The sequence below is a fragment of the Natrinema gelatinilyticum genome (genome assembly GCF_024266705.1).
Classification (GTDB): Archaea; Halobacteriota; Halobacteria; order Halobacteriales; family Natrialbaceae; genus Natrinema; species Natrinema gelatinilyticum.
Genome location: NZ_CP100756.1, coordinates 273,494 through 286,931, shown reverse-complemented (window position 1 = coordinate 286,931; position 13,438 = coordinate 273,494). Strand labels below are relative to the sequence as shown.

Annotated in this window: 13 protein-coding genes; 5 read left to right on the top strand and 8 right to left on the bottom strand. The window is 61.2% G+C overall.

Annotated elements, in window-relative coordinates:
* Window positions 1-65 precede the first annotated feature (65 nt).
* From NJU76_RS01290 to NJU76_RS01275, 4 genes are all read right to left on the bottom strand, one after another.
* Window positions 66-455: a ribbon-helix-helix domain-containing protein gene (locus tag NJU76_RS01290; protein WP_254531006.1), complete on the bottom strand. Its 390-nt coding sequence runs from the start codon at window positions 453-455 to the stop codon at window positions 66-68.
* Between the two features lie 391 nt (window positions 456-846).
* Complete coding sequence (locus tag NJU76_RS01285; protein WP_254532533.1) at window positions 847-1,515, bottom strand: IS630 family transposase; 669 nt, start codon at window positions 1,513-1,515, stop codon at window positions 847-849.
* The gene (locus NJU76_RS01280; protein WP_254531005.1) at window positions 1,505-1,978 is read right to left on the bottom strand and encodes a helix-turn-helix domain-containing protein; all 474 of its coding nucleotides are present in this window, start codon (window positions 1,976-1,978) and stop codon (window positions 1,505-1,507) included. The genes NJU76_RS01285 and NJU76_RS01280 overlap by 11 nt, the downstream gene beginning before the upstream one ends.
* A gap of 58 nt (window positions 1,979-2,036) precedes the next feature.
* Window positions 2,037-3,029 (bottom strand): transposase, encoded by a 993-nt coding sequence (locus tag NJU76_RS01275; RefSeq protein WP_254531004.1) that lies wholly within the window; start codon window positions 3,027-3,029, stop codon window positions 2,037-2,039.
* Window positions 3,030-3,221: 192 nt separating this feature from the next.
* Here NJU76_RS01275 and NJU76_RS01270 point away from each other — a divergent pair, with 192 nt between their 5' ends.
* From NJU76_RS01270 to NJU76_RS01255, 4 genes are all read left to right on the top strand, one after another.
* A complete protein-coding gene (locus NJU76_RS01270; RefSeq protein ID WP_254531003.1) occupies window positions 3,222-3,473 on the top strand; it encodes an MTH865 family protein in 252 nt (83 codons plus the stop codon).
* A gap of 161 nt (window positions 3,474-3,634) precedes the next feature.
* On the top strand, window positions 3,635-5,740 hold the full coding sequence (locus NJU76_RS01265) for a bacterio-opsin activator domain-containing protein (RefSeq protein ID WP_254531002.1): 2,106 nt from the start codon (window positions 3,635-3,637) through the stop codon (window positions 5,738-5,740).
* Window positions 5,741-5,920: 180 nt separating this feature from the next.
* On the top strand, window positions 5,921-6,187 hold the full coding sequence (locus NJU76_RS01260) for a hypothetical protein (RefSeq protein WP_254531001.1): 267 nt from the start codon (window positions 5,921-5,923) through the stop codon (window positions 6,185-6,187).
* 111 nt (window positions 6,188-6,298) lie between these two features.
* Window positions 6,299-7,048, top strand: coding sequence for a peptidase M10A and M12B matrixin and adamalysin (locus NJU76_RS01255; RefSeq protein WP_254532532.1), 750 nt, complete (start codon window positions 6,299-6,301; stop codon window positions 7,046-7,048).
* Window positions 7,049-7,163: 115 nt separating this feature from the next.
* Here NJU76_RS01255 and NJU76_RS01250 read toward each other — a convergent pair whose 3' ends face one another.
* The 3 genes from NJU76_RS01250 to NJU76_RS01240 all read right to left on the bottom strand — a co-directional run bounded on the left by NJU76_RS01250 (window position 7,164) and on the right by NJU76_RS01240 (window position 10,265).
* The gene (locus NJU76_RS01250) at window positions 7,164-7,514 is read right to left on the bottom strand and encodes a winged helix-turn-helix domain-containing protein (RefSeq protein ID WP_254531000.1); all 351 of its coding nucleotides are present in this window, start codon (window positions 7,512-7,514) and stop codon (window positions 7,164-7,166) included.
* A 186-nt stretch (window positions 7,515-7,700) separates the two neighbouring features.
* Window positions 7,701-8,564, bottom strand: a complete 864-nt coding sequence (otsB, locus tag NJU76_RS01245) for a trehalose-phosphatase (protein ID WP_254530999.1) — start codon at window positions 8,562-8,564, stop codon at window positions 7,701-7,703.
* 3 nt (window positions 8,565-8,567) lie between these two features.
* Window positions 8,568-10,265, bottom strand: coding sequence for an alpha,alpha-trehalose-phosphate synthase (UDP-forming) (locus NJU76_RS01240; protein ID WP_254532530.1), 1,698 nt, complete (start codon window positions 10,263-10,265; stop codon window positions 8,568-8,570).
* Between the two features lie 285 nt (window positions 10,266-10,550).
* On the opposite strand from NJU76_RS01240, the gene NJU76_RS01235 reads away from it, so the two are divergent.
* On the top strand, window positions 10,551-11,699 hold the full coding sequence (locus NJU76_RS01235; protein ID WP_254530998.1) for a M24 family metallopeptidase: 1,149 nt from the start codon (window positions 10,551-10,553) through the stop codon (window positions 11,697-11,699).
* Between the two features lie 584 nt (window positions 11,700-12,283).
* Here NJU76_RS01235 and NJU76_RS01230 read toward each other — a convergent pair.
* Window positions 12,284-13,426 carry a DUF7350 domain-containing protein gene (locus NJU76_RS01230; RefSeq protein WP_254530997.1) on the bottom strand — a complete coding sequence of 381 codons (1,143 nt, stop codon included), beginning with the start codon at window positions 13,424-13,426 and terminating at the stop codon, window positions 12,284-12,286.
* Between the last annotated feature and the right edge of the window lie 12 nt (window positions 13,427-13,438).

The following is a 13,438-nucleotide window of genomic DNA, read 5'->3' as shown; positions in this document are numbered from 1 at the left end:
TGGGCAGCGGTCGGCGGAACTTGCAGTAGTCTGAGCACCGGACAGTGGTCGATGCGCCCGGTCGATTACGGGGCGCTGTCGCGGTAGGTTCCGAGCAGTTCCTCGAGAATGATACACTCCTGATCGGTCGCGTCGTAGTGGGTGTCGATGAATCGCTCTGCAGCCTCGTAGTTTCCGCGGAGGCCCTGTTTCCGGACTGTTATCACGGCGTCCAGGAAAAAGGTCCCGCCGTCGGATCCGACCGCGTCGGCGTGGGTGCGGTTGCTGATATCAAGTTCGGACTTGATCTCGTCGAAATTGAACGTCTTGACCTCGTGGTTTGGATCGATCAGTGTGAGGACGTACTCCGCGGAGAAGCGATAGAACTCCGATTTGCTCTCGAACATACCGTCTTTGACGAGCGCGTCAATTTGCTCGACCACGTCGTCGGGATACCTGACGGTATCTTTTGACATGTCCCGACTCTGTTCTCTCCTGACTATTTACTGTTTCGGTGACCTGTTGTCGATACTGCCCAACCACTCGGTAGGTCCTCGAGCGATGAGTCGCTCTCATCTCCGAGTCACCGCTCGTCCTCGAAGCGCTCCACGGCACCAGGGCCGTCCGTCGGCGTTCGCATCGAGTTTCGAAACCGAACGAGCGGCAAAGGGAACGACCCGATTCCACTCAGACGAGTTGATGCAATCGACGTGCAACTCCGTCTTCTCAGTTCCCTTCCGTCGTGGGTCGCGGCACCGCTGATACAGCTCGCGGTCCTCGTCTTCGAGATGGTGCTGGACGAAATTCACGACGACCGAAGGGGGGATTCACGCGTCGAATCTGAGTGTAGCTTCAACCGTATTCTTGCTAGTTCTCCTCGATTTCAACCGGGTAGAGTTGGCGTAGCTTGATTCGTGCGTCGTCGGTCGTGAACTGCCAGTCGATGAGTCGGTCAACCGCGTTTCGATGAGCCTGCCACGCAGCGACCTCCGAGCGGAGGGTCGCTGCGTGGTAGATCCGGCGATCGAGACACTGCCGTTTGAGGACGCCCAGCTCGATCTCGGCCATGTTCAACCAACTTCCTTTTTTGGGGACGTAGTGGAACTTGAACCGAGCGAGGTACGCTTGGGCTTGGTCTGGCGGGAAAAACTGGTAGAATCCAGCGGGATTGTGCGTATTGAGTTGATCGACCACCACCCGGATGCACTCCGCATCCGGGTAGTGGTCATCCGCGAGTTCGACCATCCGATCAATCCATTCGGCAGTACGTCTCCGCTCGGTAATCTCGACGTTGACCCACCCAGTCAACGGTTCCGTTGCGAGATGAATCCGCTGTTTTCCATTGCGTTCATACCGATGATCGACGCGAGCGACCGCTCCCGGTTTTGCCGGGAGCGGGTCGCGCTTGTGGCCACGGAGTGCTTTGCTGGACTCGTCGAAACAGATGACCGGACGGTTCTCATCGTACCGTTCGTGGTAGAGGTCGAGAACGTCCTCCATGTAGTAGACGAAGTCAGCGTCTTGTTCAGGCGGAATCGCCCAGTAGTCCGAGAGATGCGGTTTCAGGGTGTTTTTTTAGACGCTGTCGAACGGTTTCGTGAGAGATCGACTCGAAGTCGATCTCGTCGAGAGTCACGAGTTCGTCCGCTAGAAGATGCAGTGTCCAACGGGAGTGTCCTTCCGGTGGTTCGCTACAGGCCAGGCGGATGAGATGAGCTTCGGCTTTCCCGTCGAGTTTGCGTTCGTACTCACGGTCGGGCTTGCAGCGATGAATCGCTGCGAGCCCTCTCTCACAGTAGGCTTTGCGCGTATTATACGCTGTTTTCCAGTGACAACCAACGTGCTCACTGATTTTTGAATCAGTGAGCCCGTCATCTGCTTTCAAGAGAATCCGTGCTCGCGTATTGTCCTCGGCCTTCCGTTCACCGGTCGAAATGAACCACTCGAGTGTCTTGCGGTCTTCATCAGAGAGATCAACGACGTGCTTCTTCGCACCCATTCTTGGAGATAGGCTCTCAGAAAGGTTAACCTAGCAGGAGGGTGTCATAGAACTCTTGTCACACCGTGATGATCGTGCTTCCCGGATTGTCTCCTCGTTCGTAGTTGGTGATCGCAATAACGAGACGCAGACACAAGGACAGGAACACCTGTGCTCGTGCATGGACGCGGCCTCGGGCGCGAACGTGCCCGAGGCCGCAGTCCTTGACTGCGTCGTTAGTTCGTTCGACGCCTGTCCGACGGTTGTACGTCTCATTTAACGTCGATTGCTTCAGCTTCACGTCCTTGCTGTGTTCTTTGATACGGTCTTCGACCCTGTACTCTATGTCCAGTGGATCGTTGGAGTTTCGTGCGTTGTACGGGGCGATTGGCACGACTCCTGCGGCCAGCAGGTAGTCGTGCCAATCGAGTGTGTCATAGGCGCTGTCTCCAAGCATCCAGATCGGTGTGTCTACGGCGAGCGCGTCACGTGTGACGCGCATCGCCGTCTCTTCTGGCGCTTGTTTGCTCTCGGTGAATTCAGCTGCAATCGGGATCTTCGAACCGGTTGAAACGATCGTGCAGCCGTAGCCGTAGTAGTACTCTTCAGCCGTTGGATCGTAGCATTTCGACGCGTCTCGATCAGCTGGCATCGTTCTCACGTCTGTCGAATCAATAGAGTAGGTTGAGTCGAGCAGGCCCCGTAAGGCGGCCTGCTCGACGAGATGGTCGAAGATCTCGTCACCGACGTGTTCGAGGTCAGTGAGGAAGCGATCGACCGCGTCTCTCGACGGCGGTCGATCGAAGCCACAGCTGAGCCAGACGACTGTGTTGTTCAGTTCTCGCACAACCGGACGAATGCCGTAGATGTCCTTGTAGTAGCAGTGCAGAAACCCACGCATCATCTCCGGTGGTTCGTGATCTCGTGTTCGCCCCGTCTGCGCCGGGGCGAACACGTCGAACTCTTCAAGAAACTCGAAGGAGAGGTGCTCAAACAGCGCGAGCGTCTCTGTTTCCACGACATTGAAGAACGTCTCTACCGTGGGATTATCTTGCAGGGTCGCTGGGCTCATATCATCTCAGCGTTCACCCTGCTCTCTGGTATGAGAACTGTTCTATGACACCCTCTAGCAGGTCAAGGGTTGAAGCTACACTGAGTTCGCGAGGTGCCAACGCGTGCTCGGTCGGCCCGACTCACTCGCCCACGCGAATTTGCTGCCACTCCCTCCGGATTTATTGTTTACCACGTCCAACTACGGAACGAGATGGCAGACGAAGCCGAACTCCGCGCGCAATTGACCGAAGCGTTCGAAGGCGCGGATTATCCCGTTTCGGGACCGATGGAACTCGTTCCGGCACTTCCCGACGGTCCGAGTACGAAATTCGAGTCAGGCGATGTTTCGATGACCGCGATGGAACTGAGCACCAAGACGTCGGGCGGCGATTTCCCGTACGACGACGTCGAGTCACTCGTCGACGACCTTATTGAGGAACTAAAGGCCCAGGGCAAACTGTAAACGGTACTCGTTGGCGAAGATTCGAATCGAAGCCGGCAATTATCACGGCGACGTCGGACGGTTAGCGCTTTACCAGCAGACTTTTATTCCGTAGTGCCATTTCGCTAGAAAGACGCATCGTATCGGATAGTTTCGATAGCGGAAACGGAGACGGAAAACGGATGACAACTGTATATCGAGCGGGACGGATCGTTCTAGTTACCGACGACCGGGAAGGAGAAAGCCAACTACGAACGCGACTCTGCGACGCGACCGACTGGGACGTTCGAACGATTCCCGCAACCGATGGGCTCGAGGGCATCCTCGAGTCAGCCACGGAGGGTACCGACGTCGAAATCGACGAGCACGACGAGTTGGTGTCGGAGGCGAATCGACGGTCGACGGACGGTAACTGCTCTTCGGCGGCAGAACACGCGTCGGAGACCGACAGCGAGACGGTAGCGGCCCGACCGGTGACGGTCGTTCTCGAACTCGACTGTCCCGGGGAAATACAAACGATTCTCCGTGGTCTCCACGCCACGTTGCCAACAGTTTCGACGATCGTCGCACCCCGGAACGGGAGTGAACGACTCGCCACCGTATCGCTCCGGGCCGATGTGACCGAATACGTTCCGACCGAACACGACGAGGATCCGGTCGATCGGATCGTTTCGACGGTCCACTCACAGCAACCGTCCGACGGCGAACACGGGCGCTACCACCGTATCCTCGCCAACGAGTTACCCGACGAGGCGTTCGTCATCGGCGAAGACGGCACGTATCTCGAGGCCAAGGATCGGCCCAACTCGGCGGAACTGGACTCCGTCGCCACCGATGAACTGCCGGGAACCACGCTCTGGGACGTGTTTCCCGAGCAGGTCGCCACGTCCCTGCAGGACTGTGTCGACCGTGCGATTCGGACCGACGGGGTTCAGTCAGTCGAGTACGAAGCAGAAACGACCGATGGCTGCAGGCAGTTCGAAGCCCGCGTCGTTCCAATCGAGGAACGCATACAGGGACGACGGGCGGTCGTCTGGTTGGCTCGGGACATCACCGAGCGGGTCCGCCGCGAGCGGAAGCTCCGCTCGCGACAGGATCAACTCGAGACGCTCAACCGTATTAATGCAGTCGTCAGACAGGTGATCGAAACGCTGGTCGAGGCACCGGCTCGTGACGCCATCGAGCGAGAGGTTTGCGAACAACTGGTCGACTCGGAGCTGTACTGCGGTTCGTGGATCGCCGAACGGACTGGCGACGGGCGACTCTCCTATCGCACCGGTGCGGGCGAGGCCGACACTTACCTCGAACGTGTCCGTGATCACTCGATCGATCGTGACAGGCCGGTCGCACGGGCGGCACAAACAGGCGAGATTCGAACGATAAATCGCCTCCTCGACGACGAAACCGTCCCGGATGCGCTCGAGAAAGCAGCTCAGGAGGACGACATCCGGTCGGCGATCGTCGTCCCGATCACCCACGAGGACGCGACGTACGGTGTTCTCACCGTTCTGGCGAGCCGAGACGATGCCTTCAGCGAGCGCGAACGAGCGGAATTTCGGGTGCTCGGTGAGACGATCGGATTCACGATCATGGCCGTGAAAAATCGACAGTTGCTCTTCGCTGACACCGTCGTGGAACTCGAGTTCCGGATCGACGGCGGCGACACGTTCTCGTTCGACCTCTCCGAGGAGTACGGCTGTACCTGCTCGCTCGAGTGGGCCGGCACCACTGTGAACGGACGAGCCTTCCAGTACGTGACGATCGAGGACCTGGACGGCGAGACGGTCCTCGAGGAAGCGAAGGCACACGACTCTATCGAGGCGTGTCGACTCATTTACGACGGGGAGAAACGCTGTACGATCGAGATGCGACTCTCGAAGTCTGGCGTTCGAACGCTCGCAAACCACGGGGCGACGATCCGGGACGTCTCGGTCGAAGCCGGCGTCGGGACCTGTCTGGTCGAGGTCTCACAGGATGCCGACATCAGAGAGATCGCCGAGGCGCTGACTCGGATCTACGAGAACACTGAACTCGTCGCCAGACGGGGGGTCGATCGACCGGTCCGGACGGCGGCCGAACGTCGAAATCGAATCCTGGATCGGCTTACGGATCGCCAGTTGACGACGTTGCGACTCGCCTACTACGGCGGCTTTTTCGACTGGCCCCGCGAGAGTACGGGCGAGGAAATCGCCGACGCAATGGACATCTCACCGCCGACGATGCACCAGCATCTGCGAAAAGGTCTGAAATCGATTCTCGGCGAATTCTTCGAGGTCAACGAGCAGTGACCGATCCCCGTGTTCGTGTCGCGAAACTCTATTCGCGAGAGTCTGAGAGTCAGCTTTTCTTAAAGGTACGCCATGTGAACCCGTGAGGTGATGGACGCGACGACCGATGGATCGACGAGGCATGACGAATGACGTTCGGACAACAGAGACTCTCATCCACTCGATCTGGGGGAAACTGTGGTGGTAGCGCGCCCATTCGAAACACTCTTCGAAGGCTCCAACGGCCGATACTACACTGACTGGCAGGTCGCGAGACGCCGCCGGACGGGGGAGTGGACGCTTTGCATGCGACAGCGAACGCCGGATCGGCAACTGGTCGAAACCGACGGCGGTGCGCTGCTGTTGCTCGCGCCGACGGATCCCGAAACGCTCCCGCCTGGACTCGAAATTCGCGTCCGAGACGGTCGCGCTCGCGTCGTCAACGTCCGCTGTGGCCTACCAGAGTGAATCGGTCGCTCTCGTCTCCGCGTCGTCGGTTACAGGCCAGTGGTACTGGCCATCATAAAGTGTGGCAATGTTCACCCGCAGGAACTGGGGGTGCTCGCACGTGTCTCGCCCGTGAAACGCCGCCCGTTCCTCGGATTCGCCGGATCCGTCGTCTCCCTTGGGACCCTGGCGTACGCGACGCGGCGTCCCACCGAAACGCTCTCCGTTCGCGTCTGGCTCTCTGAGCAGGCCGCGACGTACGACGGGGTCTCTGATCGGATTCTGGAGTACGTCGGCGAGATACTCGACCTCGAATACTGGTCGCTCGAGATCTCCGTCGGGGGACCAATATCGGTTTCGACTGAGGACGCCGCGATCCTCACGAGTCGCGGGGAGTGGCCGATAGCTATTGCGGAGGGCGCACTCGGTCGGCGCGACCTCGATCCGGCGGCCGACGTCAATCTGCTAGTGACTGACGGGGGGATGGAAGAAGCACCGACTGGATACGGAATTCCCCACGTCGCATCCGTCGGCGGGGCCCGCCACATTTCCGAACTCGACCCGTACGACGAACTCGTTTCGGACCGAGAGTGGCCGATCGTTCCGAACGAAAAACCGGCACGAACGATTCAAGTAGTCGTCCACGAGATCGGACATGCACTCGGACTGGACCACGATCACGGCGTCGCGTTCGTTCGGAACGGGGCCGTGGTCGCAACGCCGATGCTCGGTCCGTACGCATGGGACCCCGAGTACGGCGGTGAGAGGTCGCGGTGTGGAACGGCGATACCGGACGCAACCGACCGAGATCACAGACTGGGCCTCTCTTTTTCGCTGTGTGCCCGCCGTGAACTGGCGACCTACGATGGAGGTGTCTCCTGAACGGACCGGCGGCCGCACGACGGTTCGAATGATCGCTGCCGCTCACACGGGTCCATGAAGACGGTTTCGAGCCGGATCGATACGAAAGCGGTGTGGGTTCGAACGGCTCGTGTCGTTACTCCTCGTCGTCCTCGTCGGGTTCGCCGCGGGCGAAACTCGCCTGTGCCTCTACGTCTTGATCGGCACTGGCGGTCGGGCCCTCGATGAGCGAATCGAAGTCATCGACCTCGTTGTACTGATCCTGGTAGACCAGCGCTGCTTTCCCCATCGAGGAAATCTCGTAGAGACCGGACCGCTCGGCGGGCCCAATTTTGTTCACGAGTCCGTAGTCCTCGAGGACGGGCAGCCTCGTATTGATGTTTTTCCGGCTCTTGCCCGTGTGTGCTGCCAGATTCGTTGCGACGTTTCGACCCTTGTCCTCGAGCGCTTCGAGGATCAGGAAGTCAGTTGGTTGACGGAGTTTCACTATGGTTCACTCTCGTACCGGACTATATTTCCAGTGGTAACTAATACTTTCGGCTCGGCCGGCATGTATATCTATTGGTAATTTTTTGGTCGCTCACCCCTGTCGACGAACGATCTATTCGAATTCGATCCGGGGCGATCAGCTGATGCCGCCCGACCCCAGAAGTCGGCTTTCGTTCGATCACGATCACGGACCTCTCAGAAGTGTCGGTTCCGTGCGCGCCGCGGTCGCGGGGACGGGGTGTGCGACCAGTTTGGCTCCGGTCGAGGCGAACCACGATAGCACCGATGCGACCTCCGCAGGTGACTCGACTCGACAGGACGCACTCGATGGCTCGTCTCCGCCGACCCGGATTCCAATTCCATCCGGTTCGACCGCCCGAAACGCCGACTCGTCCGTTACGTCGTCTCCGACGTAAACGACCGCCGTTTGTGGCGACTCGTCGGCGGCGATCAGTTCCACTGCGTTGCCCTTTCCCCACGGCACGTCCGGTCCGATCTCGAGGATCCGTTTTCCCGTCGAAATCTCGAGGACGTCGCCGCCGAATCGATCGACGACATTGCGTGTGACCCGGCGGACGATCGGTTGGGTCGACGGTGGGACGGATCTGACGTGAACCGTCCCGGTAAAGCGCTTGTTCTCTACCCGGCAATTCGGGACGGACTCGAGGACCGTCTCGATGATCGAACAGACGCGCTGGATTCTGTCGGCGCGTTTCCGCGCAACCGGATGCACGGCAACCGAGCCGCTGCGGGCGAGTTCGAGCCCGTGATTGCCCGCGTAGATGGTCGGCCCGTCGATGCGCTCGCGGACGTCCGATAGGGCGCGGCCGCTGACGACTGCCGTCGTCACTCCGTCGGTTCGTTCGAGGGTGGCTACCGCCTCCCGATTGGGCCGGGTCGGTACCGCGGCGTCCGGATCCTCGACGATCGGGGCGAGCGTTCCGTCGAAGTCGAGACAGACGAGCACACCGGCGGCTCGCTCGAGGGTGGTTCGAATCCCCGGCAACCGCTCGTCGATCGGCTGTGGAGGTGATTCCTGTCGGGTCATCGACTATACTGGCGGCGTGGGTTCACGGGAATCAGATCCATAATCGGTCGACGTATCGGGCTCGCCCACGCCATCGTGGACGCGTCGAATCCAATCGAACTGGGTGTTCATCCAGGACTCGATATCGCCGCTGAAAACGCGTTGACGAAGCGTGTTCATCCGTCGTTGTCGTTCGTACGGCGACATCGTGAGCGCTCGCTCGATCTGCGCTGCGAAGTCGTCGGTGTCGGTCGGATCGATCGTCAGCGCGTGCGACCCGAGTCGCTCGTGTGCACCGGTCCGGTCGCTCAGTAGTAAGGTGGTGTCGCTGTCGACGCTCGCGGCGACGTACTCCTGTGCGACCAGGTTCATCCCGTCGACCAGCGGACTCACGATCATCGCGTCAGCGCGGCGATAGAGCGCACAGAGGTCCTCCCGCGGCAGGACGTCCTCGGTGTAGACGATCGGCCGCCAGTCGGGGGTCTCGAAGCGGCGGTTGATCCGTTGGACTTCGTTGCGAACGTGTTCACCGTACTGCTCGTACGTTTCGATGTCCGTTCTCGACGGAGTCGCCTTCTGGACGAAGGTGAACGCGCCGAGCCAGCTCGGGTGCTGCTCGAAGAACCGCTCGATCGCCAGCAATCGTTCCGGAACGCCCTTCGTGTAGTCGAGTCGATCGAGTCCGAGTCCAATCGCGGTGTTCTCCGGGATACCGTACGTGTCGAATAGCACCGACAACTGGTCCGGACGGGCCGATCGGGCCTCTTGATCGTGTGACTCTGCGTCCACACCCATCGGGGTCGCGACGACGTGAGTGGTCCGCCCGTCGTATCGGATCCTACGGTGAGCACGGTCGACAGCGGCGTCGGGCAGGTACTGATCGACGCAGTTCAGGAACCGGTCCGCGTACGGTTCGACGTGAAAACCGAGCAGATCGTTGCCCAATAGCCCCTCGAGAACGTCACCGCCGGCGGGACAGTGCCGAAAGATCGACGGCGTCGGCCACGGTATGTGCCAGAAGTGCGCGACCGTCACACTCGAGGGAACCGACGCTCGGATCATCCGCGGTGCGAGCGCGAGATGATAGTCCTGTAGCCAGATCACCGAATCGTCCGCGGCGTGGTCGCTGACGGCGTCGGCGAACTGCTCGTTGACCGTTCGATACCAGTCGAAATCGGTCGGGCGATCCTCGATTAGGTCCGAGAAGCCGTGACAGAGCGGCCAGAGGACGCGATTGCTGAATCCGTAGTAGTACCCGTCGACCGCGTCCGCCGAGAGATCGAGTCGGCGGAGCGTATAGGCCTCTTCGTCCGGCGGGACGGCCACACGGTTCTCTTCGTCGGTAACGTCGAAGTCCGCGTCACCGTCTCCCCAGGCGATCCAGGTGCCGTCCGTTCGTTTCACGACTGGATCGAGGCCGGCGGTGAGTCCGCCGGTCGGTTCGTCGACCGTTATGGATCGTGACTCGGCCGTTGCACGGGATCCACCGTCCGCGCCGGTCTGTGGGCTTCCGACTTCGTTCGATCGGGACGAGTCGGCGACAGACGGCTGCTCGTCGTCCTCGTACTCGTGGCGGTACGGCTGCCGGTTCGAGACGACGATCAACGAACCGGGACAGGTCGGCCCGTCGGCACTCGCTGTTTCGTCGGATCGGCCGCGGCCGTCGGCCCGCTGCATTCGATTGCATGCAATCGTCGACGACAACCGCTCGGGTATTCGCATTCGCTGGATGATCACAGCATCCCGACGGGTTGCTTCGTGGCCTGCAACCGCAGGGAGACTAATAGGTTTTCGCGATCGATCGACATCGACAGTTCGTGCGACGCGCCAGTCACCGTCGGGTGAAAATCACGTCCGACCAACCTCGCTGACTGTCCGATACGACAGTCGGTGCTGGAGTCCGACGGCCCACTGAGTCGGCTGCTTGCGAGACGAGGGATCGGTGGGAAGGGACGATCCGCGGATCCCGCCGGAACGTTAATTCCTCGCTCGAGCGAATCAGGAGTCATGTACGCTCCGTTCGAGCGCCGGATCGACGCCTGTCAACGACGGCTCCGGGAGACAGGAGCCGACGTGCTCGTCTGCTTTCCGAGTCCGAACCTGACCTATCTGACCGGATTCGAAGAGTCGCCGTCCGAACGCCATCTGTTGCTGTTCGTTCCCGAGGACGGAGATCCCGCACTCCTTGCGCCGGCGATGTACGACGCGCAACTTGCCGAACTACCGATTTCGGGACTGAAACTGCACTCCTGGTCGGACGCAGACCACCCGCTCGAGACCGCCGCGGCCATCCTCGAGAGGTACTCGTTCGAGTCGACGAAGCCGGTCTCCGTTCTTCTCGACGACCAAATGTGGGCGACGTTCACGCAGGATCTCCGACGGCTGCTCCCCGCCGGCGAATTCGGCCTCGCGAGTACCGTCCTCGAGCCGATGCGCGTCCGCAAGGACGACGTTGAACTCCGGACGCTTCGACGGGCCGGACGGATCGCGGATCGTGTCTCGCTGCGCATTCGCGAGCGCGGGGGCGACCTCGCGGGGACCACGGAGGCGGATCTGGCGTCCGAGATCGACCGACTGCTCGCCGCGGAGGGGGGCGGGGAACCGGCCTTCGAGACCATCGTCGCCGCCGGTTCGAACGGTGCGCGCCCGCACCACCGTAGCGACTCGCGGGAGATCCGAGCAGGCGACCCCATCGTCCTCGATTTCGGCGCGTTCGTGTCGACTAGTCTCGAGGGTGGAACGGCCCGGTATCCCGGCGACCAGACGCGAACGGTCGTCGTCGGCGGCCCCCCTGCCGAGTACGTGGCCGTTCACGAAACCGTCAGGGAGGCACAGCAGGCTGCGGTCGACGCCGTCGAACCGGGCGTTACCGCGGGTTCGATCGACGGCGCTGCGCGGTCGGTCATCGAGGAGGCGGGCTACGGCGACGCGTTCGTCCACCGGACCGGGCACGGCGTCGGCCTCGAGGTCCACGAACCGCCTTACATCGTCGCGGGTAACGACCGCGAGCTCGAGCCGGGAATGGTCTTCAGCATCGAACCGGGAATCTACCTCGAGGGGGAGTTTGGTGTCAGAATCGAGGACCTCGTCACAGTAACCGAGACCGGCGTCGAGCGACTGAACGATTCCCCACGGGGCTGGGAGACCGGCCATTGAACCGGACGCGGTGTGATCGTCGGGAGGCCGGACGCGGTGTGGATGCGACGAGCGACGTGTCTCAGGGATCATCCCTCGAGATGACATGAGCACCACCCCGCAGCGGAATCTCCGGAACGTGTCTCGGTGTGGTCAAATGCCGAAGAGCCTGGTTCTCTGGTTGTTCAGTTGTTCGCTCGTTCGAATCGCGCGCGTGCACGCAATCAGTAATAGTAGAGTTCGAGTTCGTGACCGCAGTTTCGGCATCGCGTTTGTTTCCCACGTAAGCGGTTCGAATCATTCTCGGTGTGGATGCCCGGGCCCATCGGAACGGAAGCGTCGATCGTCGCCCCGCACTCCGGACATCCGACGTGCATATCTGTGTGGCCTGTACTGGACATGCCCTGTTCGTATTCGATAGTCCCCGATAGTTATCTGAACCATACGGGTTCGAGACGATTCGTTTCCGATCGTTCGATCGCGGTATGATCGAGTTTATGCGTGGAGAGCGCGATGCGTCCCCGGTCGAGTATCGGGGCTCTCGGCGGTCATTCCCGGCTCGAGTCCAAGCCTCGATTTCCGGCCCGAACTCGGCACAACCGTTTTCAAACCGTGAACGTCACCGGTTCGAACTCGAAGAATGCAGTCTCGTAGCCATCGTGACGGGCTACCTGCGGCGGTGAATCGATCGTCACCGTGATGCGGTCGCCGGCCGAGAACTCGTCGACCGGGAGCCCGTAGTGGTGACCGAATTCCCCGTCCAGGGCCTCAGTGAGCGGTGCCTCCCGGACGACCGACCCGTCTCGCTCGACGGACGCAGTCAGCGAGACGAAGGGGAGAATGATGTCGTTGTACGGCGTCCGTGGACAGACGGCGAGGTACGAACCGCCGTCGGTGAATCGATCGGCGCCGGAAACGAGCGTGGAGACCTTCGCGTCGCCGCTGCGCTCGGCTCCGAGCAGCTCGCCGGGCAACTCCTCGACCGGGATGCCCTGGCCGGTCGGCGGACTGCCGAGCGCCTCGTCACCGCCTTGTCCCCCGTTACTTCCGGCATCGTGGTCGCCCTGACTCCCGTGGGTCATCAGCGACATCGCCTCACGGGTGCCGCGCCGGTCTTCGTCGATCGTCTCGAACGCGAGTCCGTTGATGTCCGATCGTTCGTACTCGAAGTCGACCTCGAGCGTGGCTATCGACTCGAGTCGCCCTGCGAACGCCCCGGTTCGAGCGGGCCGCGTGACGGGACCGGCCCGAATGCGGGCCGTGTACTTCCCCTCTCCCGGGAGCCGAACGTTGTCGCCGTAGTGAAAGCCCATCCGCTGGGAGAGCATCGGCCAGAGCGACGAGACGCCGATGTCGACGGGAGAGCCGTCCTGGAGTATCTCGAGGCGCATGTCTACCGGGAGGACGGTGTGCGTCTCGCGGTCCCAGACGGTGACCATGAGGTGGTGACTGTCGTCGGCGTCGACCTCGACCAGTTTCTTTCCCTTCTCGGTGGCTTCGACGATCCAGAACCGGTGCGGGAACGTGTACGAGAGCGAGACGGCATAATCGCCGTCGGCGGCCATCCCGTACATCCCCATCTCTTCGCGAGAGGCGGGGAGGTACACGGCGTCGGGGCGGTTCTCGACGAGCGGCGGGTTCGCCCAGGCCGACTCTTCTTCGAAGCCGAATCGCTCGAGGCAGCCTGCGAACCCGGTAATCCCGACGGCGGCTGCAGTCGTGCCACGGAGATACCCTCGGCGATTCATTGCGAGCGTCTA